At 62.9% G+C, this 21,228-nt stretch carries 15 protein-coding genes; 12 read left to right on the forward strand and 3 right to left on the reverse strand.

Annotation, left to right across the window (positions count from 1 at the left end; genetic code table 11):
* The first annotated feature begins 93 nt into the window (after nt 1-93).
* From EOD29_RS02680 to EOD29_RS02700, 5 genes are read left to right on the forward strand one after another with little or no spacing between them, the layout of a single operon-like run.
* A complete protein-coding gene (locus tag EOD29_RS02680) occupies nt 94-1,764 on the forward strand; it encodes a thiamine pyrophosphate-binding protein (RefSeq protein WP_127245860.1) in 1,671 nt (556 codons plus the stop codon).
* On the forward strand, nt 1,761-3,857 hold the full coding sequence (locus tag EOD29_RS02685; protein WP_127245861.1) for a hydantoinase/oxoprolinase family protein: 2,097 nt from the start codon (nt 1,761-1,763) through the stop codon (nt 3,855-3,857). Before EOD29_RS02680 ends, EOD29_RS02685 begins: the two co-directional genes overlap by 4 nt.
* On the forward strand, nt 3,854-5,473 hold the full coding sequence (locus EOD29_RS02690; protein ID WP_095825002.1) for a hydantoinase B/oxoprolinase family protein: 1,620 nt from the start codon (nt 3,854-3,856) through the stop codon (nt 5,471-5,473). The genes EOD29_RS02685 and EOD29_RS02690 overlap by 4 nt, the downstream gene beginning before the upstream one ends.
* Nucleotides 5,470-6,672 (forward strand): pyridoxal phosphate-dependent aminotransferase, encoded by a 1,203-nt coding sequence (locus tag EOD29_RS02695; protein WP_127245862.1) that lies wholly within the window; start codon nt 5,470-5,472, stop codon nt 6,670-6,672. Before EOD29_RS02690 ends, EOD29_RS02695 begins: the two co-directional genes overlap by 4 nt.
* Nucleotides 6,673-6,675: 3 nt before the next feature.
* Complete coding sequence (locus tag EOD29_RS02700) at nt 6,676-7,488, forward strand: NAD(P)-dependent oxidoreductase (protein WP_127245863.1); 813 nt, start codon at nt 6,676-6,678, stop codon at nt 7,486-7,488.
* A 78-nt stretch (nt 7,489-7,566) separates the two neighbouring features.
* On the opposite strand, the gene EOD29_RS02705 is transcribed toward EOD29_RS02700, so the two are convergent.
* Nucleotides 7,567-8,943, reverse strand: coding sequence for an aspartate aminotransferase family protein (locus EOD29_RS02705; RefSeq protein ID WP_095802338.1), 1,377 nt, complete (start codon nt 8,941-8,943; stop codon nt 7,567-7,569).
* Nucleotides 8,944-9,206: 263 nt separating this feature from the next.
* Between EOD29_RS02705 and EOD29_RS02710 the strand changes: the two genes are divergently transcribed.
* From EOD29_RS02710 to EOD29_RS02720, 3 genes are all read left to right on the forward strand, one after another.
* A complete protein-coding gene (locus EOD29_RS02710; RefSeq protein ID WP_067328766.1) occupies nt 9,207-10,325 on the forward strand; it encodes an NAD(P)/FAD-dependent oxidoreductase in 1,119 nt (372 codons plus the stop codon).
* Between the two features lie 173 nt (nt 10,326-10,498).
* A complete protein-coding gene (locus tag EOD29_RS02715; protein ID WP_127245864.1) occupies nt 10,499-11,287 on the forward strand; it encodes an enoyl-CoA hydratase-related protein in 789 nt (262 codons plus the stop codon).
* A 1-nt stretch (nt 11,288) separates the two neighbouring features.
* The gene (locus EOD29_RS02720) at nt 11,289-12,824 is read left to right on the forward strand and encodes a 3-hydroxyacyl-CoA dehydrogenase (RefSeq protein ID WP_281059190.1); all 1,536 of its coding nucleotides are present in this window, start codon (nt 11,289-11,291) and stop codon (nt 12,822-12,824) included.
* A gap of 92 nt (nt 12,825-12,916) precedes the next feature.
* Here EOD29_RS02720 and EOD29_RS02725 read toward each other — a convergent pair whose 3' ends face one another.
* Together EOD29_RS02725 and EOD29_RS02730 are read right to left on the reverse strand one after the other, a co-directional pair.
* Entirely contained in the window at nt 12,917-13,621 is a 705-nt protein-coding gene (locus EOD29_RS02725) for a Crp/Fnr family transcriptional regulator (protein WP_082954067.1), read from the reverse strand.
* Between the two features lie 465 nt (nt 13,622-14,086).
* Nucleotides 14,087-14,644 carry a hypothetical protein gene (locus EOD29_RS02730; RefSeq protein WP_127245866.1) on the reverse strand — a complete coding sequence of 186 codons (558 nt, stop codon included), beginning with the start codon at nt 14,642-14,644 and terminating at the stop codon, nt 14,087-14,089.
* A 411-nt stretch (nt 14,645-15,055) separates the two neighbouring features.
* Here EOD29_RS02730 and EOD29_RS02735 point away from each other — a divergent pair, with 411 nt between their 5' ends.
* The 4 genes from EOD29_RS02735 to EOD29_RS02750 all read left to right on the forward strand — a co-directional run bounded on the left by EOD29_RS02735 (nt 15,056) and on the right by EOD29_RS02750 (nt 21,158).
* Nucleotides 15,056-17,146: a polysaccharide biosynthesis tyrosine autokinase gene (locus EOD29_RS02735; protein WP_095802268.1), complete on the forward strand. Its 2,091-nt coding sequence runs from the start codon at nt 15,056-15,058 to the stop codon at nt 17,144-17,146.
* Between the two features lie 21 nt (nt 17,147-17,167).
* Nucleotides 17,168-17,731: a transcription termination/antitermination NusG family protein gene (locus EOD29_RS02740; RefSeq protein ID WP_095825009.1), complete on the forward strand. Its 564-nt coding sequence runs from the start codon at nt 17,168-17,170 to the stop codon at nt 17,729-17,731.
* Between the two features lie 272 nt (nt 17,732-18,003).
* A complete protein-coding gene (locus tag EOD29_RS02745) occupies nt 18,004-19,752 on the forward strand; it encodes a hypothetical protein (RefSeq protein ID WP_245475187.1) in 1,749 nt (582 codons plus the stop codon).
* 185 nt (nt 19,753-19,937) lie between these two features.
* The gene (locus EOD29_RS02750) at nt 19,938-21,158 is read left to right on the forward strand and encodes a glycosyltransferase (RefSeq protein ID WP_127245867.1); all 1,221 of its coding nucleotides are present in this window, start codon (nt 19,938-19,940) and stop codon (nt 21,156-21,158) included.
* Nucleotides 21,159-21,228: the final 70 nt, after the last annotated feature.

The following is a 21,228-nucleotide window of genomic DNA, read 5'->3' on the forward strand; positions in this document are numbered from 1 at the left end:
TTTCTTGATTTCGCGTCGGCCCGCCAGAGTGCAGGTATAAGTTCGAAAGGCAGGCTCCGTCTGCTTGCCACCATCGTAAGAGGATGCCGAAGCATGGTCCGCAATGGCGGTCGCCTTCTTGTCGAGTGCCTGATCTCGCTTGGCGCGACCAAGAGCTTCGGCGTTCCCGGCGAAAGCTATCTCGCCGTTCTCGACGCGCTGCACGACACGCGTGGAAAGCTGGACTACGTGCTCTGCCGCAATGAGGGCGGTGCGGCTTTCATGGCTTCCGCCTACGGCAAGCTGACGGGCACGCCGGGCATCAGCTTTGTGACGCGCGGCCCGGGCGTGACCAATGCCAGCATCGGCGTGCACACCGCCATGCAGGACAGTTCGCCGATGATCCTCTTCGTCGGCCAGGTCGGCACCGACATGAAAGGCCGCGAAGCCTTCCAGGAAATAGACTACCGGGCGGTGTATGGAACCGTCGCAAAATGGGCGGTCGAGATCGATGACGTCGATCGTCTTCCCGAAATCGTGGCGCGGGCCTGGACCACCGCTTTGACCGGACGGCCCGGCCCCGTAGTGGTCGCGCTGCCGGAAGACATGCTGACGGCCATGACCGGAGCCGCGCCGCTCGGCGGACCGGCCTCTGTCTTCGAAGCGGCGCCGGCACAGGAGGCAATTGCGTCGGTATTGAAGATGCTTGCCGCCGCCGAAAATCCGGTGCTGCTGATGGGCGGCACCAACTGGACGGCTGACGGACGCGCGGCGCTTCAGGCTTTCGCTGAGGCCTCCGATATCCCGGTCGTGACAGCCTTCCGGTATCAGGACCAGTTCGACAACCATTCGCCGGTGTTTGTCGGCGAGGCCGGCGTCGGGATGGTGCCGCATGTGAAAAACCTGATCCGCGATGCGGACGTGATCCTCGCCGTCAATGTCCGCTTCGGCGAGATGACGACCGACGGCTACACCCTGCTGGAAGTTCCCGTACCGCGCCAGAAGCTGATCCACGTGCACGGCTCCGATCGCGAGATTGGCAAGATCTATGTGCCCACGGTCGGTATCCATGCCGGTCCGAACGCCTTCGCCAAGGCGCTCATCCCGATCAAGGGTTCTTGGGCCGACTGGCGCACGACGGCACGCAAGGCCTATGAAGGCACGTTCGCTGCGCCCGTGCAGCCCGGCCCGGTCGACATGGTCGCGGTCAGCACCTGGCTGCGCGAGACGCTGCCGCCCGACGTCATCCTCACCAACGGCGCCGGCAATTTCACCGTGTGGCCGAACAAGTTCTTCAAGTTTGGACCGCAAGCGCGCCTGCTTGCGCCGCAATCCGGCGCCATGGGCTATGGCCTGCCGGCCGCGATCGCGGCCAAGGTCGCATACCCGCAACGCACCGTGGTCTGCTTTGCCGGTGACGGCGATTTCCAGATGAACTGCCAGGAACTCGGAACCGCCATGCAGGCCGGCGCGCAGCCGATCGTGCTGATCGTCAACAATGGCATCTACGGCACCATCCGTGCCCATCAGGAGCGCAACTATCCGGCTCGCGTCTCTGGAACCTCGCTCGAGAATCCCGACTTCGTGGCGCTGGCGAAGGCCTATGGCTTTCACGCCGAGCGGGTCGAATCCACGGGGGATTTCGCGGCGGCGTTCGAGCGGGCGCTTAGCTCGACGACCGGCGGCGTCCTCGACATCACCATCTCGCCCGAAGCGATAACGCCCCGGCAGACCCTCTCTCAGATGCGCGACGCCGCGCTCGCTTCCCAGAAGGCCAAGTCATGACCTCCAGAACTGACGACATCCGTCTCGGCGCGGACATCGGCGGCACCTTCACCGACATCGCCCTTGATGTCCGAGGGACGATGTTTTCGACCAAGGTGCTGACCAACTATGCGGCTCCCGAGCAGGCGATCCTCGACGGCATCGCCATCGTCATTCGCGACGCCGGAATTTCGCCGTCCGAGATCGGCATCATCATCCACGGCACGACGCTCGCCACCAACGCGCTGATTGAGCGCCGTGGCGGGAAGACCGCGCTGGTCACGACGGAAGGGTTCCGCGACGTGATCGAGATGCGAACCGAAAACCGCTTCGAGCAGTATGATCTGAACCTGCAGCTGCCGACGCCGCTGATCCCGCGCGAGGATCGCTTCACCGTCAAGGGCCGCATCGGCGCGGAAGGCCAGGAGTTGCAGCCGCTCGACGAAGCCGCTCTGGAAGAGATCGCCGACCGCATTGCGGCGGGTGGTTTCGGTTCGGTGGCGATCGGCTTCATCCATGCCTATGCCAACCCCGACCACGAGCGCCGGGCGCGCGAGATCCTCGCCAGAAAACTCGGCATCCCGATCTCGATCAGCGCCGAAGTCTCGCCGCAGATGCGTGAGTTCGAACGCTTCAACACGGTCTGCGCCAACGCCTATGTGCGGCCGCAGATGGCCGACTATCTCGCCCGCCTGCAGACGCGCCTGAAGGACATGGGCGCCGATTGCCCCGTCTTCATGATCCATTCCGGCGGCGGCCTGATCTCGGTGGAGACCGCTTCGGAATTTCCGGTCCGGCTGGTCGAATCCGGCCCGGCGGGCGGCGCGATCTTCGCCGCAGACATCGCCAGGCGCTTTGGTCTTGAGAAGGTCGTCTCCTACGACATGGGCGGAACCACCGCCAAAATCTGCCTGATCGAGGACTATGCGCCGCGCACGGCGAGAACCTTCGAAGTGGCGCGCACCTACCGCTTCTCGAAGGGCTCGGGCATGCCGATCTCCATCCCGGTTATCGAGATGATCGAGATCGGCGCCGGCGGCGGTTCCATCGCCTGGGTCGACGCCATGGGCCGTATCCAGACCGGGCCGGAGAGTGCCGGCTCGGAGCCGGGGCCGGCCTGCTACGGGCGCGGCGGCAAGCGTCCGGCGATCACGGATGCCGATCTCGTGCTCGGCAAGCTCGACCCCGACAATTTCGCCGGCGGGGCGATCAAGCTGGACAGCACTGCGTCCGAGCAGGCGATTCTGCGCGATGTCGGCGAGCGGCTGTCGCTCGATGCCATGTCGACGGCCTTCGGAATCTGCGAGGTAGTGGACGAGAACATGGCCAATGCTGCCCGCGTCCATGCGGTCGAGAACGGCAAGAACATATCCGACAATCTGATGATCGCCTTCGGCGGCGCCGCCCCGCTTCACGCGGCGAGACTGTGCGAAAAGCTCGGCATCGACCAGTGCATCGTTCCGCGCGGCGCCGGCGTCGGCTCGGCGATCGGCTTCCTCAAGGCGCCGTTCGGCTACGAGGCCCTGGCCTCGAAGCTGACGCGCCTGTCGCGGTTCCAGCCTGCCGAAGTGAATGCCCTGCTCGCCGATCTCAAGGCCTCCGCCGAGGGTTTTGTGCGCGGCGGCGCCAGCGGCAGGATCGTCTGCGAAATCACCGCCTTCATGCGCTATGCCGGCCAGGGCTGGGAAATCCCCGTGCCGGTGGCAGACGAGCCGTTCGGAGACGATGCCGTTGCAGAACTCAAGGCGTTGTTCGAGGAGAATTACCAGCGCTTCTTCGGCCGCGCCATCGAGGGGCTCGACGGACTGGAAATCGAGATCGTCACCTGGTCGGTCAAGGCGACGGATGTTCGTCCCGCCGTCGCCAGGCACGAGCTCACAACTGGCAAGACAACGAGCGAACTCAAAACGACCCGCGAGGTGTTCGATCCGGTCAGCGGCGCACCGCGCAGCTACGGCATCGTCGAGCGCGACTCGCTCCGCCCCGGCGATCGGATCGCGGGCCCCGCGGTCATCGTCGAGCGCGAAACTTCCACCGTCGTCACCACCAGCTTCGACGCCGTCATCCAGAGCGACGGCGCGATCCTACTGATCCGCAAAGGCAGCCAGGCATGAGCGATATTGGCGAAATCCGCATGCAGGTCATGTGGAACCGATTGATCTCGGTGGTCGAGGAGCAGGCGCTCACCCTGCTGCGCACCGCCTTCTCGACTTCGGTGCGCGAATCCGGCGACCTGTCGGCTGGCGTGTTCGACCCGCGCGGCCAGATGCTTGCGCAGGCAGTCACCGGCACGCCGGGCCACGTCAACACCATGGCCGAGGCGGTGCTGCATTTCATGCACGAAATCCCGCGCGACCAGATGTTCGAAGGCGACACCTACGTCACCAACGATCCCTGGCAGGGCACCGGCCACCTGCACGACATCACCATGGTGTCCCCGTCCTTCCTCAACGGCGAGCTCGTCGCCTTCTTCGCCTGCACGGCACATGTCGTCGATGTCGGCGGGCGCGGCTTCGGCGCCGACGGCAAGTCGGTCTACGAGGAAGGCATCCAGATCCCGATCATGAAGTTCGCGGAAAAGGGCAAGGTCAATCTCGATCTGGTCAGGATCCTGCGCGCCAATGTCCGCGAGCCCAACCAAGTGGTCGGCGATTTCTATTCGCTCGCTGCCTGCAACGAGGTCGGGCACCGGCGCCTCGTCGACATGATGAAGGAGATCGGCCTGACCTCGCTGGATGGGTTAGGCAATTTCATCTTCTCGCGCACCCGCGACGCCATGCTGGAACGCATCGAGGCGCTGCCCAAGGGAAGCTGGTCGAACGAGCTGGTGACCGACGGCTACGACGAGCCGGTGAAACTCGCGGCCACGGTGTCGGTCCGCGAGGACCATGTCGAGGTCGACTTCACCGGCACCGACCCGATGAGCCGCTGGGGCATCAACTGCCCGATCATCTACAGCAAGGCCTATGCCTGCTATGCGCTGAAATGCATGGTGGCGCCCGACATCCCGAACAATGCCGCCTCGCTCGCCTTCTTCACCGTGTCGTCGCCGGTCAACATCCTGAATGCCGTGCGGCCGGCCCCGGTGGCGTTGAGGCACATCTTCGGCCACATGGTGCCCGATCTGGTACTTGGCGCGTTCTCCAAGGCGTTGCCCGGAAAGATCCTCGCCGAAGGCGCCGGCGCGCTGTGGAACATCCACATTTCGGCGCGGCCCGTCGCCGGCGCGTCCGGCCGCCGCGCCGAAGTGCTGATGTTCAACTCCGGCGGCATGGGCGCGCGGCCTGAGCTCGATGGGCTGTCGGCGACGGCCTTCCCGTCCGGTGTCCATACGATGCCGATCGAGGCGACGGAGCATACGGGTCCGATCGTGATCTGGCGCAAAGAGCTGCGGCCGAATTCCGGCGGCGACGGCGAGTTCCGCGGCGGCCTGGGTCAGATCATCGAGATCGCCGCGACCGACGGCCACGAGTTCGACTTCTCCGCCATGTTCGACCGAGTGAACCATCCCCCGCGCGGGCGCAATGGCGGCGAGCCCGGCGTCGCCGGCGTGGTCAAGCTCGACGACGGCACAAAGATGCGCCCCAAGGGCTGGCAGCACGTCCCCGCCGGGCGGCGGCTGATCCTCGAACTGCCGGGCGGCGGCGGCTATGGCGATCCGGCCAAGCGCAGTGCCGCCGCGCGGGTCAACGACCGATCCAAGGGTTACATCTGGGAGAACGACCAATGAGTTACGTTGCCTCGCGCCTCTCGGCGGTGAAGCCTTCGGCTTCCATGGCGGCTTCGCAGGCCGCCAAGGCGCTGCGCGCCAAGGGTGTGGACGTGATCGACCTCGGGTTGGGCGAACCCGATTTCCCGACCCCGCTTCACATCATCGATGCCGCCCATTTCGCGGCGAAAGCAGGACAGACGCTCTACACCGCTGCCGCTGGCACCATCGAAGTGCGCGAAGCCGTGGCCGGCAAGTTCCGCCGTGAGAACGGGCTGGACTACACGGCCGACGACATCGTCGTCGCCAACGGCGCCAAGCAGATCATCTTCAACGCCCTGATGGCGACGCTGGAGCCAGGCGACGAGGCGATCCTGCCGGCGCCCTATTTCGTCTCCTATCCCGAAATGGTGAAGCTGCTCGGCGGCACGCCCGTCGTCGTCGAATGCCCGGAGACCACAGGTTTCCGGCTGACGCCGGCGCTGCTGGAAAAGGCAATCACGTCAAGGACAAAGTGGCTTTTCCTCAACATGCCCGGCAACCCGTCTGGCGCGGTCTATTCCGCGTCCGATCTCAAGGCGCTGGGCGCGGTCCTGGCAAAACACCCGCAGGTGCTGGTCCTTTCCGACGAGATCTACGAGCACATCCTCTTCGACGGACGCGAATTCGTCTCCTTCGGCAAGGCCTGCCCCGAGCTCAAGGACCGCACCCTGATCGTCAACGGCGTCTCGAAGTCCTACGCCATGACCGGCTGGCGCGTCGGCTACGCAGCCGGCCCCGCGCCACTCATCAAGGCGATGTCGACGATCCAGAGCCAGTCCTGCACCTCGGTGTGCTCGATCGCACAAGCCGCGACCGTCGCCGCCCTCAACGGGCCGCAGGATGAAGTCGCGCGCTTCCGGCAGGCCTTCGAGGCGCGCCGCAACCTGGTAGTGGACGGCATCAGGAAGATAAACGGACTGACGTTGTCGCCGCCGGAGGGCGCCTTCTACGCCTATATCGGCTGCGCCAGCCTGATCGGCCGCAAGACGCCCAAGGGCCTCGTCCTGGAGGATGACGCGGCCGTGGCCAACTATCTTCTCAACGAAGGACGCGTGGCGTCGGTGCCGGGTTTCGCCTATGGACTGTCACCCTATTTCCGCATCTCGACGGCGACCGGCGAAGGGGTGCTGGCCGAGGCGATCTCGCGGATCAATGCCGCCGTCGCGCAAGTGGAGTAAACGATGCCGCACTACGAACGTATATTGATCACCGGCGCCGCTGGCCGGCTCGGCTCGCAATTGCGCAAGGGACTGGTGCCGCTGGCAAGCAAGATCCGCCTGGCGGGCCGCGGGCCGTTCAGCGATCTTGCGCCTCATGAAGAAGAAGCCGTCTTCGATCTTGCCGACATGGAGGCGACCATCGCGGCCACCAAGGACTGCGATGCGATCGTGCATTTCGGCGGCGCGCCGCTCGAATGCGAGTGGCATACCATCCTCGATTCCAGCATTCGCGGCTCCTACCACATCTATGAAGGCGCGCGGAAACACGGCGTGAAGCGCGTCGTCTACGCCTCCTCGGTACATGCCATCGGCTATCACGAAATCGAGGCGCACATCGGCGTCGACGCGCCGGTGCGCCCGGACAGTCTTTATGGCGTGTCGAAAAATTTCGTCGAAAGCCTCAGCCGGCTTTATTGGGACAAGTTCGGCATCGAGACGGTGTGCCTGCGCATCTTCTCGTCGTTCCCCGAGCCGGCCGACCGGCGCATGCTGTGGTCGTATCTTTCCTTCGCCGACTGCGTGCGCCTGGTCGAGGCATCGCTGACAGCGCCGCGCGTCGGCCACACCATCTCGTTCGGCCTATCCAACAACAAGCTGAAGATGGTCGACAACAGCGGCGCCGATCATCTCGGATTTATCCCGCAGGACAGCGCCGAGCCGTTCCGAGCCGCCGTCGAGGCGAAGACGCCAATTCCCGACCCAAGGAGGCCGTCGGTGAAATATCTCGGCGGCTGGTTCTGCGAACTCGGTCATCCGGACGACAAGCCCGAATAACCATGCCTCGCAAGCAGGTCAGTTCGGAAATGCCGATCTGACCGAGCCGACACGGGCGCTGTCATAGTGATCGATGGGTCAGTCCCGTGGCCGCACCTGCGGCAGCGCGGCCTCGAGCGACCGTTCGAACGCGTCGACCAAAGCGTCGACCTGAGCCTCGGTAATGATCAGCGGCGGACAGAAAGCGATCGCATCGCCCATGTTGCGCGAGATCACGCCGTTGTGCTGCATGAACCCATTGACCAGCGCACCGAGAGCCGCAGGCTTGCCCCATGGCGCCTTGCTCGCCTTGTCGGCGACCAGCTCGACGGCGGCGATCAGGCCGACGCCACGCACCTCGCCCACCAGTGGATGGGAACCGAGCTTGCGCAGCCTGGCCTGCAAATGCGCGCCGACCGTGCGCGCATTGCCGACAAGGTCGCGCTCCTCGATCAGCTTGAGGTTTTCCAGCGCGACGGCCGCGGCGACAGGATGACCGCCGCCGGTGAAGCCGTGGCCGAAGGTGCCGATGCGATCGCTCTCGTCGGCGATCGGTTCGAAAACCTTGTCGTTGATCAGCAGCGCCGAGATCGGCAGGTAGGACGACGAGATCTGCTTGGACAACACCATGATGTCGGGCTTGATGCCGAAGGTCTGCGAACCGAACATCTCGCCGGTGCGGCCGAAGCCGCAGATGACCTCGTCGGCCACTAAAAGAATGTCGTATTTCGACAGCACCGCCTGGATTTTTCCCCAATAGCCGGCGGGCGGAACGACCACGCCGCCGGCGCCCATGATCGGCTCGCCGATAAAGGCGGCGATGGTTTCCGGCCCCTCTGCGAGGATCAGCTTTTCCAGGTCGTCGGCCAGACGGCTGGAAAACTGCTCCTCGCTTTCGCCGGGCTCGGCATCGCGCCAGTGGTGCGGCGTCGAGGTGTGCAGGATATTGGCGATCGGCAGGTCGAAGGACAGATGATTGTTCGGCAGCCCGGTCAGGCTTGCGGACGCGATGGTGACGCCATGATAGCCGCGCTTGCGGCTGATGATCTTCTTGCGCGTCGGCTGGCCGAGCGCGTTCGACCGGTACCAGATCATCTTGATCGCCGTGTCGTTGGCCTCGGAGCCCGAATTGGTGAAGTAGGCCTTGCTCATCGGCACCGGTGCCATCTGCACCAGCTTCTCGGCCAGATCGATCAGCGGCGAATGCGCCTTCGAGCCGAAATCGTGGTAGAAGGGCAGCTTCGACATCTGCCGCGTGGCCGCCTCGACCAGTCGCTTTTCCGAGAAGCCGACGGCAACGCTCCACAGGCCGGCCATCGCCTCGATATAGCGGTTGCCGGCAATGTCCTCGACATAGACGCCGTCGCCCTTTTCGATGACCAGCGGTCCCGTTTCCTGATGCTTGCGGGCATTGGTGTAGGCGTGCATGTGGTAGCGGATGTCGCGGGCTTCAGGGGAATTCGGTCTGGCGTCCATGATGGCTCCTGTCTGCGAGTGTAGGACCATCTCGCTGGTCGAGAAGTCCGAAATTTGCCCTCGTGTCTGAGCTGTGATGCATCATCGCGGGTCCAAGCCGCAAGAGCCGCCCTGTCACGATCGATAGCGCCATGGGAACCTGGCGCATGGTCGGTCTCGGAAGCGGCGGCGGGCACATCATTGCCCGACAGCAATGGACAACAGCCAGATGATCCTTGAGAAAGGGCTGTGAGGCGCCGCTCGCGCAACCGAATGGACTGGGCATGGAACGGGTTGACTGCGTGATTGCCGGTGCCGGCGTGGTCGGCCTCGCAATCGCGCGCGGCCTTGCCGCGCAAGGTTTCGACACGCTGATCCTCGAAGCGGCGGATGCCATCGGCACCGAGACGAGCTCGCGCAATTCGGAAGTCATCCATGCCGGCATCTATTATCCGCAAGGCTCGCTCAAGGCGCGGCTCTGCGTGGCCGGACGCGAGATGCTCTATCGCTACTGCGCCGAGCGCTCGATTCCGCACCGGCGCTGCGGCAAGCTGATCGTCGCGACCGATGATGCGCAGGAGCCGGTGCTTGCCAATATCCGAGCCAATGCCGCGGCCTGCGGTGTCGGTGACTTGCGTTTCCTCTCTGCCGCCGAGGCTCACAAGCTTGAGCCGGCGCTGCATTGCACCGCTGGCCTGCTTTCGCCCTCCACCGGCATCATCGACAGCCACGCGCTGATGCTCGCCCTGCTCGGCGAAGCCGAGGGCGGCGGTGCGATGCTGTCGCTCAACACCCGCATCGTGTCGGGCCGGATCGAAGCCGACCGCATCGTTCTCCAGACAACCAGCACGGGAAGCGGCGAAGATTTCGAGATCGCCACATCGCGGCTCGTGAACGCGGCGGGGCTCGGCGCTGTCGCGCTTGCCGGCTCGATCACAGGATTCGATCGCCGGTTCCTGCCCGGGCTTCGCTACGCCAAAGGCAACTATTTTTCAGTGGCGACGCGAGCGCCCTTTTCGCACCTCATCTATCCCGTGCCGGAGCCCGGCGGGCTTGGCGTCCATCTGACGCTCGACCTCGGTGGCACGGCGCGCTTTGGGCCTGACGTCGAATGGACCGATGCGCTCGATTACCGCGTCGACCCCGCACGCGGCACCCGCTTCTATGCTGAAATCCGCAAATACTGGCCGGAACTGGCCGACGGCAGCCTGCAGCCGGCCTATAGCGGTATCAGGCCAAAGCTTTCCGGTCCCGGCGAAGCCAACAGCGATTTCGTCATCCAGGATACCGGGACGCATGGCATCGCGGGCCTGGTCAATCTATTTGGCATCGAAAGCCCTGGGCTGACCTCGAGCCTGGCCATCGCCGAGCATGTGACGCGCATCTTGCTGGAGCATCGCTAATGGATAGAACTCATCGGAGCTCGAGCGAAAGCATGACGCTGAGAAGCCGCCTCAGGCCTGCGGACCGCCCTGATCGCACCGGTCGCAGCAAACAATATCCTTGCGGGCCTCGCGGGCGCTGACCATAGTTCGGGTATGAAATTAAGTTTCCCTGTTAGATTCCGCAGCACGAAATGAGTTCCGCGAAAGAATCCCTTGTTGTCGTCGAGAGCCGCCCTGTCGAGAATGTGGGGCTGGTCGAAATCAATCGTCCCGAAGTGCGCAACGCGCTCAACCTCGAAGTGCGGCAGAAGCTGGCCGCCGCCGTGGCAAGCTTTTCCGAGGACACGGAAATCCGTTCGATCGTCATTGCTGGGCGCGGCGGCAACTTCGCTGCAGGAGCCGACATAAAAGCGTTTGAAAAGCTCGGCTCGGCCGACATGCTTCTGCAGCGCACCCACCGCTACTGGGACGCGATCGCAAGGTGCCCGAAGCCGGTCATTGCCGCGGTCGAAGGCTTCGCGCTGGGCGGCGGGTGCGAGCTTGCCATGCACGCCGACATCATCGTCGCCGCAAGGTCAGCCACTTTTGGCCAGCCTGAAGTCAAGCTCGGCTTGATGCCGGGCGCCGGCGGCACCCAGCGCCTGCTCAGGGCAATCGGCAAATACAAGACGCTGATGCTCCTTCTCACCGGCGACATGTTTTCGGCCGAGGATGCCGAGCGTGCCGGCTTGGTCAGCACCCTGACGGGTGAGGGCCAGGCCTTGCAGCATGCGCTGCAAATCGCTGAGAGGATCGGCCGTCTTCCGCCGCTGGCCGTCGAGCAGATCAAGGAGGCGGTCGTCAACGGCGAAGACGCTCCGTTGGAAACCGCCTTGAGGCTGGAACGCAAAGCCTTCCAGCTGCTTTTCGATACCGCGGACAAACGGGAGGGCATTGCCGCCTTCCTGGAGAAGCGCAGACCCTCGTTCAAGGGGCGCTGACTTGGCAGGCGCGGGAGGGGAGTCCATCAGTCGGATCGAGAAAGCCGGTGTCGTAGGCGCCGGGGTGATGGGTTCCGGCATAGCGGAGGTCCTGGCGGCGGCAGGCATCGATGTGATGATGGTCGATGATGCCCCCGGAAAGGCGGCGGCGGCCATCGAGCAAATCGCGTCGCGTCAGCGCGCCAGGGCAGCCGCCGGCAAAGTCAGCTCGGACGTGGTCGAGAAGCTGCTCGCCCATATCGAACCTGCCGAAACACTTGAGCGACTGGCAGGCGCCGATCTGGTGGTGGAAGCTATTGTCGAACGTCTCGAGCCCAAACGTCAGCTCATCGAGGCGCTGGAGACAATCGTCAGGCCGGACGCCATCATCGCGACCAACACCTCTTCACTGTCCGTCACGGCGATCGCTTCCGCGGCCAAGCGACCTGAGCGGATTGCCGGCTACCATTTCTTCAATCCCGTGCCCGTGATGAAACTGGTCGAGGTCATCTCAGGAGCTCACACGGCGCCTGAGGTCGAGCACACGCTGGTCGAGCTTGCAGCCCGCTTCGGCCACCGGCCCGTCGTCGCCAGCGACACGCCCGGCTTTATCGTCAATCACGCCGGCCGCGCCTTCGGCACCGAGGCCCTGGCCATGCTGCGGGAGGGCGTGGCCTCGATCGCCGAGATCGATGCGATCCTGCGCGACGCCGCCGGCTTCAGGATGGGCCCCTTCGAATTGATGGACCTCACCGGGCTCGATGTCTCCCACCCGGTGATGGAGGGTGTCTACAACCAGTTCTATCAGGATCCGCGTTACCGCCCTTCCGTCATCGCGGCGCAGCGTGTGGCTGCGGGCCTGCTCGGGCGCAAGACCGGACGCGGCTTCTATGCCTACGACGGCAGCCGGCAAGCCGTTCCGCCCGCATCGACACAGCCGGCGGAGACCGCCGGGATTCCGGATCGCGTCACCGTTCTGGCCGACAATGACACCGGCGAAATGCAAAAACTGGTCGCGTCGGCCGGCGCCACTGTTTGCGGTCTCCAGGATCAGGCGCTAGGGCGGGACGGCCTCATCCTCGTAGGGTTGGAGGGGCACGATGTCGCCGGCGCCGCGATGCGTCTTGGCCTCTCATCTTCACTATGCGTCGGGTTCGATCCCTATTTCGGCCTGGACCGTCACGTCACGCTCGTCGCGTCGGCGGCGACATCCGATACGGCCAGGAGCGCCGCCCTCGCGCTTGCCAAAAGCGCCGGCCGCAAGGCGACCCTGGTGAGCGATAGTTGCGGCGCGGTCTGCCAGCGCGTGGTCGCGATGATCGTCAATATCGGCAGCGAGATCGTCGAGCAAAAGATTGCATCGGCGGCGGATGTGGACGCAGCCGTACGGCTGGGGCTCGGCTATCCCCACGGACCTCTGGAGTGGGGCAACAAGCTCGGCCCTGCCCGCATTCTGCGCATCCTGGATACGATCCATGACCGCACCCGGGATCCTCGCTACCGCGCAAGTCTTTGGCTGCGACGGCGCGCCGAATTGGGGCTTGCGCTGGAAGAATAGGCTGCCGGAAGGAGACGATTTGGCCCTAACGGTTTGGGCAGTTCAGCACTTCCGCGCTCTGAACTGCCCGTGCCAGGCCTGAGCGCCTTGCATCAGCTTGAAATGTAGGACCGATCAAATCCGGCTGTTTTGATCAGTCCCGGAAGATCGTGCAACTCGACGACCCCGTAACGGAATGAGGCCAGGGCGGTCTGTCGCAACGTTTTCAACACGCGACTCACATGCACAGCCGAAAGTCCCAATGCATCGGCCAGTTCGCCCTGGGTCAGCGGGCATTCAAAGCGGGCCGGATAGCTCGTTGCCGATCGATGTGAGCGGCAGGCCAGTTCGAGAAGGAAATGGGCCGTACGCTCAACGGCACCCCTTCTGCTGACGCTTGCCAGGTGTTCCGCAACCCTTGAATATCGATCCGCCTCAGCCCGCAGGATTGCTTCGCAGATGGACTGCGGATAACGCGCAGAACATGTACGGACGGGGCCGGCCAGCTCGATCGCGATAACGTCCGAGAGGGCCGTCACCGTATCGCCCGCTTTTCCGGCGAACTCGATCACCGCAATTTCGCGAGGAAGCGCAAAATCGACGATGAGACGTGAGCCATTTGGCAATGTCTTCGCAAATGCCGCCCAGCCGGCGATCATAATCAGAATAGAGGATTTGGTGTGGTATTCGCCTGCAATAGTCGCGTTGGCCGCATAGGTGCGGCGCACGGCTCCTGGCAGTACAGAGATTCCCCTTTCCCAGCTTGCGTCAGCAAGCGTGGGTCCTTTCACCAATCCAACCTGCTTCGATAAGTTCATTTCCCCGAATCGCCCAAGCCCATGATCCACCCCCCCGGGTCAACCTGAAGCTGCAACTATCGACTAGGCAAAAAGTTCCATCTGTCACCTCATCCGAATTGCAGCGCAGTCTACCACCTTTTGGTACAACCCTACACCCTTGGTATATTAAAGTCGCTCAGGCAGCACAGCTTTGGCTTGCAGCGCACGATGACTTCGGAACAACAGCTCGTGCCGCACCGATGCCAAGCAGCATGCCGCGGCGTGCCCGCATGCCGTCGAAATGCAGGCCCACCGCACCGATCCCGCATACTGCGCCCGACAGTATCGTCTGGACCATCGCAAAGCCCCGGCGGGAGGCCGGCAGAGTCTCGTCATTACGCGCGACGCTGCGGATGCAGCGAAAAGTTGAACCGCGCTGTCGGTCCGGACAGGCTGCCCGAGAACCTGCCGCCGGAACACCGATCCTTGTCTTCGAACCTTTTGTCAGGGGCTCCCACCCGTCGATGAGGCAAAATCGCGCCCTGCCGATTGCGTTGACGCCGGAGCCGCGGATTCGGGTCGCGGACCGGGCGCTTGCAGCTCTTGCCAAGGCGGCCCTGGGATATATCGCGTCTCGTTCTCTGGATTGTCCGTCGCGCCGACCGCGACGGTTTGCACCATTGCTCCGGCTTCCGGCTTCCGGCGCGAACGCCTGACGCTGTAGGTCTGTCGCCGCTCCTCGGCGACTTCCAGGCCGTCTATTGCCGACGCGACCAATGCGAGGCGGTCCTCGATTTGCTTCATACGCCTCCAGGTGGAAAGCAAGGCCAATGAAACGAGGACGCAATAGGCGAGAAGAGCGGCGACCGCTCCCGCCCAATTCTCGATACCCAACAAAAGCAACATGACAGTGCCGATAATGACGGCAAGGGTCCCGTAGCCCAGCTGCCGGCCCTTAAGAAGAAGCATCAGCGGCAGGGTTGCCGCCAGCAGAAGAATGACCCCGGGACCGTCGAGCACCCAACCTGCAAAACTCGGAACGACTTCGCTATAAGTGTCCATGTCAACCTCAGAACTGCCGAGGCCGGCCGCTTCTCTCATCGTCAGGAGCATCCTTGACGATCGTAGCGTTGTAGTGGACCTCCCTGAAGGGCGAGAGGAAGGTGTCTCGGCGACTTCTTAAAGCTCGGAGAGGCATACGGGGTAGACCAGATCGACCTTTAGCCGAGTTACTACTCAATAATGGTAATGGCGGCGATGTCCGCGAAGCTGATATGTTTCTGCCTTACCGGTGACGCGATCGGTGAGTGGGCGCAGAAGAGCGATTTGGACATGTCGGCGGGACACCAACCCTTACGATTCATGCGTTTGAGAGCGCATAACGGCTAGCTGCCCGACCCATTTTGAAATGAACGCCATTCAGCCGACGCTGAAGGGCTGGGAGTTGTGCTGTCGATCGTGAGGATTCGGGAAATGGCCAGTCCAACTGATAATCCGAGGATGATTCGGGAATTCCTGCCCCTCGACGTCAGGGAAGTCTTCGATTTCTTTCTTCGTCGGTGGAAGCTGGTGTGCGGAATTGCCGTCATCACTTTCACACTGTTTATGGCTGCCGCATATACTCTTCCGACAACATACACCGGCGTCTCTCAGATATTGCTCGACGCTCCGATCGACTATATGACTCCACAGGATTACTCCAATTCCGATTTTTCTGACAATCCAACATTCATTGAAAGTCAGATCGCTGTCTTGAGGTCTGCGTCACTTCTTCAGCAGGTCGTCGACAGCCAAAAGCTGGCGGAAGACCCCAAGATAGGACCGGGAGCATTGATATGGCTCCAGAACGCGCTGGGAGTTTCGCGCGTCGGGCTTGGCAACGTCATTGAGCTTGATGTAGGCGCTTACGATCCGGAAAAAGCGGCATCGCTCGCGAACGCGATTGCCCAGGCCTATGTGGCAGATCGAATAAGGTCCCGTTACGAAGGGGTCCAGAAGGCCTCCTCGTGGCTCAGCGATCGGGCCGCCTATCTGCGAGCGGAGCTCAGCCGCTCGGAGCAAGCTGTCCAGAAGTTTCGGATCGATCACAATCTAGTAGCGACGCAGGCGGGCAGCTTGACTGACCAGCAACTGTCCGAGTTGAACGTCGCCCTAATCAATGCTCGCGCCGAGTTGTCCGAGAAACGTTCGCAATATCAGCAAGTTAGCAAGGTACAGGCTGCCGGAGGCGACATCCAGTCGATTCCGGACGTGCTGCAGTCGGTGGTGATTAACGCGCTCAGGGCTCAGCTCTCCGGAGTGACCCGGCGGGAAGCCGACCTCAAATTGAAGTATGGCGAGCGGCATCCCGAGGTCTTGTCCGCTCAGGCCGAGCGCCGCGACATCGAGGGACAGATCGCCGCCGAAGTCCAGCGCCTGATCGGCAATCTGAAGAACGAGGTCGACGCGGCCGAAGCTCGGGAGGCTTCTCTGGCTCGCGCCCTGGACTCGGTATCCAACCGCTCCGAAATCGAAGGTCAGGTTGGCGTCCAGTTACGCGATCTGGAGAGGATCGCGGCCGCGAACAAGGAACTCTTCGAGACGTTCCTGTCGCGCGCCAAGCTCACCGAGGAGAAATCCACCCTCCTCAACAGCGGCGTGCGTGTAATCACCGATGCCAGCGTTCCTGGCGCTCCGAGCTTCCCAAACAGGCCTCTTTTTGCGGCTTTGGGTGTGGTTTTCGGCATCTTCTTCGGGGGCGCCGGCGCCGTTCTGCGTGAACTCTTCGCTTCCGGCTTCATGGCAAAGAAGCAGATCGAGGAAGAATTGGCCGTTCCGGTTCTTGCGTCGATGCCAAGGATGTCAGGCTGGTCGAAAGACGTCCATGCTCAGCCTGTGGCCTATCTCGAGCGCAAACCGCTCTCCAGGTACAGCGAAGCGGTGCGGCGGCTTCGCCTCGGTATCCAGGCCACGCCGGAATTGGACCGTTCGCCGCGCCTGGTGCTCGTGACATCGGCGATGCCCGGCGAAGGCAAGACAACGCTGGCATTGAGCCTGGCTTGCTCGGCGGCTGCCGACGGCGAACGGGTTCTGGTCATCGACGCGGACTTGCGCCTTTCGGCCGCCACGGCCTTCTTCGGCATGGCTGACAAGGTCGGATTGGTCGATCTCCTGACCTTGCCGGTGAAGGCCGCAAACGCGATCCATCTGGACGAACGCTCGGGCATATCCATGCTGCCCGCAGGAGCAAGAACCCGCAACCCGCCTGCCCTTCTTGCTTCGGCGCGAATGCGCTCGCTGCTTGAGGAAGTTCGGGGCAAATTCGACACGGTGATCATTGACGCACCACCCGTCGGACCCGCGGCCGATGCCTCGATCCTGGCCAGGCATGTCGACAAGGTCGTCTTCGTCGTGAGGTGGCGGGAAACCTCGCGCGAGGCCGTTGCCGAAGGAATTCGACATCTTGGCGATCGGTCCAAGCTTGCCGGCATTGCCCTGACGATGGTGGACGAACCAAAGCTGCCCAGATACGGCCGTTACACGTCGCTCGAAAGCAGTGTCTCGGACAGTTACTACCTCAATTAGGGAAAGACACAGTATTGCGTCATGCTGCACACTAACTCCTGCAACAACGGTTTTCCTGACTCGGCGGACAAAAGTCACGGCGGCGAAGCTGCGCGCTGGTGCGTGGTCCAGACGCACCAGCATTCCGAGAGCCTTGCCGAGCGGCACCTGCTATCGCAGAACTTCCGGACCTATCTGCCCAAGCGCAGGCGAACCGTCCGGCACGCCCGCAGGGTCAGGACCGTCTCCAGCGCGTATTTCGACTGCTATCTGTTCGTCTCCCTGGCTGTCCATCAGCAGAGCTGGTACCCGATCAACTCGACCGTGGGCGTCCGAAAGCTCGTCATGAGCAAGGGCATGCCGGTACCGGCGCCTTATGGGGTGGTTGAATCCTTGATATCGGCAACCGATGAGGACGGGATTTTGCACCCGGACATCCTGTTGAGGCCGGGCCAGAAAATCAGGATCATAGACGGGCCATTTTCGGACCAGCTCGGGATTCTTGATCATGTCGGAAGCGCCGGAGCGGTCAGAATCCTTCTCGACATCATGAACCGGTCTACTCCTATCACTATTGATCGGGACAAGTTGTCGATAGTGTCTTGAAACTACCCGGTGAGTTTTTACTCACCGCTTTCGTTACACAGATGCCGAAATACTCGGCAGGGAGTGATGAGTTGGCACCCAATTCACCCTCGGTGCGGTAGCCTGCGAAGGTGATGTCAGAACCTGCGGGCCGGCACTGAGACGATTGGTCGTTCGACATCCCAGGAACACCAGCCCACCGAGGGGCTTGGACTTACCGCACGCCAGTTCCACGACGTTTCCGGTGACGACGAGCGGGTGACGCTCGCCCGCGACCAATCACGAGAAATCTCTTGCAAACACCACGCAAGTCCAAATCGGCAGCCTTCCCTCCGGCCGCGGCCGGAGACCTTCGGGATCGTCTGCAGCCGCAGCAGTATCGACGCTGGGCTACGGAGGCCAAGGCGGAGATCGTGGCGGAAACGTTGGCGCCGGGAGCGAATGTTTCAGCGTCGGCGAAGACTGTTGGCGCGGGCGCATTGGGCAGCCACTCAGGTGCAGCGCCGTATCAAACTGACGGAGACGCTCCTTTCAGGCCGATCGAAACGGCGCCGGCACTGCCGATTGCCAGCGAACTGTTTCGAGCACTCAATGAAGCTGGCGTGAGGTACGGAATTATTCAGGATCTCGCGTCCGTGCACGACGGATTTGCCGGCCGGGATGATCTGGATGTCCTTTTGGACAAGCATGACTACCCGCTCTTCTGCTCTATCGTCTGTCAATTGCACGGCCGGCGCGGCGTGAGCCTCTCCTGCTACGATAATGTCTGTGCCGGCAGAGAAGACTGGTTCCTGCCTGACTTCACGCATGGCCGCTATCTCCATCTCGACATGCATATCGGTGCCCGCGTCGGCCGGGAATTTCGCAAGCGCTATCCGGCTTTCGATTATGCGGCGATCACGCGATGGGAGGCGATTTGCGTCGACGGAGTATCGGTTCCGGTGGTCTCTCCCGAAGACGAGCTTCGAATAGCGATTGCCCGCTTCGCCTTCCGCGCCTCGGCGCTTCCATGGAGGCAATGGATCACCCTCGACGAGGGTTGGAAGCAGCACTTTGCGCGCCTGCCGTCCACGTCGGACGAGCACGGCTTGCAGGTCGTCGACTGCACGTTTGACGGCGCAAGAACGGTGCGCTGCAGGTTCCTGCAAAGCGCCGACGGCTTGGCCGCCCACCGCGGAGATCTGGCCAGGCTGCGGCGTTCGATTCGGGAAATGTGTGGTTACACGGGACGCCCCCCTATCGCCGATGCGGCGGTGCACCTGGTGCGCAAGACCTGCTATCTCGCCCTGAGATCCCTCCACCGCTTGCTGCCGGGGCGCTTTCCACCGAAGAGACGGCCCGCAGCTGGTGGATTCGTGGTGGCCTTGATAGGTCCCGATGGCATGGGCAAGAGCACTCAGGCTACCTGGCTGAGGCAGATATTCGGGTGGAAATTCGGATGTGCCCAAGTCTATGTCGGAACTGGCGATGGCAATGGATGGCGGCTTCGCAAGGCACTGCAGGCCGTCGTCTCTCCCCATAGACGGCGCCTGAAGTCCCTGGCCCAGAACGATGGCAACGATTCCTCCGGCCGGGCTTGGTCGAAGGGAGGATTTGTCGCTGCCGCGTTGGCGTTTTGGGCGGTTTTGATCGCGTTTGAGCGATACGCTGTAGTGAAACGCGCACATCGATGGTCGACGCGCGGCATGATCGTCATTTGCGACCGGTGGCCGCAGGCGCTCGGCAGGGGATATCTGGACGGGCCGACCATTCCCGCTCGCCTGTTCTCCGTCCCAGGCCTGTCAGTTCTCGCCCGGCTTGAGCAGCGACTCTACGAGAAGATGGCGGAACGCCGCCCACACCTCGTTTTGCACCTCGTTTCAGACTTTGCGGTCTCCGAACAGCGAAAGCCCGGGGACATCAGGAAAGAAGCGTTCGACGCGCGGCTATCGCTGATGGCGGAACTGCGGGCGAAGGACAAGGATATCCGGACCGTTGACGCCAGCGCCGGCATAGAGGCCGTCGGCCAAGAGTTGTTCAGGCATATCTGGCTGTCTCTCTGAGAGGCAAATCGGGCGGTCCAACCGCCCCGCATCATCCCCGACGTGCAGCTTTTACGCGATCGCGCCGAACGACGGGCGAGCCCGGCCCGTGCCCCGAAACCCGCGGAAGGCGCCCCGCGACACTCCCGCTCGATCCCCTCGATCTCTCGCCGCTCCCGGATTTCATGTCCCTGAGGTACAAGCAAATGAAGATCGTTCATGTGATCACCAGACTGCTTCGAGCCGGCTCCGAGGAGAACACGTTGGCTTGCTGTCTCGCTCAGGCGCGGCACGGCCATGAAGTGCTGTTGGTTCACGGCGCCGAATACGACCCAAGGTTACGGGCATCCCTTGCCGGAGCCCTGCGAGTGGTGACGCTGGAAAAACTTATCAATCCGATCGCGCCATCCCGCGACGTTTCCGCCTTAAGGCAGCTCACCCGCCTTATGCGTGATTGGCGGCCCGACATCGTGCACACCCATCAAAGCAAAGCCGGCATTGTCGGCCGCCTCGCCGCCAAGGAAGCCAATATCCCTGGCATCATACACGGTGTCCACATCTTGCCTTTCGTGCATGTCGGCCGCGGGCAGAGGCTGGTGTTCCTGGCCGCCGAACGCCTGGCCGCGAGGTTCACGCGCGCTTTCATCGATGTCAGTCAGGCTATGCGCGACATCTGCATCGCCAATCATCTGGGCAGCCCCGATCAGCACCATGTCGTCCATTCCGGCTTCGATCTGGCACGCTTCGCGAACGCGCGGGGGCCGCAAGATCCGCATCTGCTCCTGGGGACGGCTGCCGGGGAGCCAAAGCCGCCGGTGGTCCTGATGTTGGCCGCGCTGGAACCGAGAAAACGCCACGTCGAGTTCATTGAGGCATTCGGCAAAGTCGTTGACCGAGTTCCAAACGTGCGACTGCTCCTCGCCGGTGACGGACCGGCGCGTTCGGACGTTGAATCGGCGATTGAACGATCCCGGTTCGCAAACAACATTCGCATGATCGGCTACCATAGCGAGCCCGAACGACTGATCAGCCTGGCGGACGTGTGCGTGCTGACCTCGATGCGAGAGGGATTGCCTCGCGTCATGATGCAGTATCTGGCCGGCGGTCGAGCCAGCGTGGTCTCGCATTTGCCCGGCGTGGAAGAGGTTGTCCGCCATGGCGTGAACGGAATTGTGACCCCGGCCGAGGATGTGGGCGCCGCGGCGGCGGCTGTCGCCGGTCTTCTCGAGAACCAGCAGCACCGCAGTCAACTGGCCGACGGCGCGAAACGCACCGACCTGTCGTCCTGGGGGCTGGACGCCATGTGCGAAAGCGTCGAGCAGATTTATCAATCCGTGCTGGAGCCCGCCCCTTCGGCCGCGAGGCCAAACGAGGCGAGAGTTCGCGACCGCCTCGCCGGGCAAACCTTCGGGCTGCACGGATTTTGATCGGCTTTTGCTGTTCCGATGGAGTTCGCAATGCAGGCTTACTTCTCGAACCATAGGAAGAACCTCCTGT

Source organism: Mesorhizobium sp. M1A.T.Ca.IN.004.03.1.1 (genome assembly GCF_003997555.1).
Classification (GTDB): domain Bacteria; phylum Pseudomonadota; class Alphaproteobacteria; order Rhizobiales; family Rhizobiaceae; genus Mesorhizobium.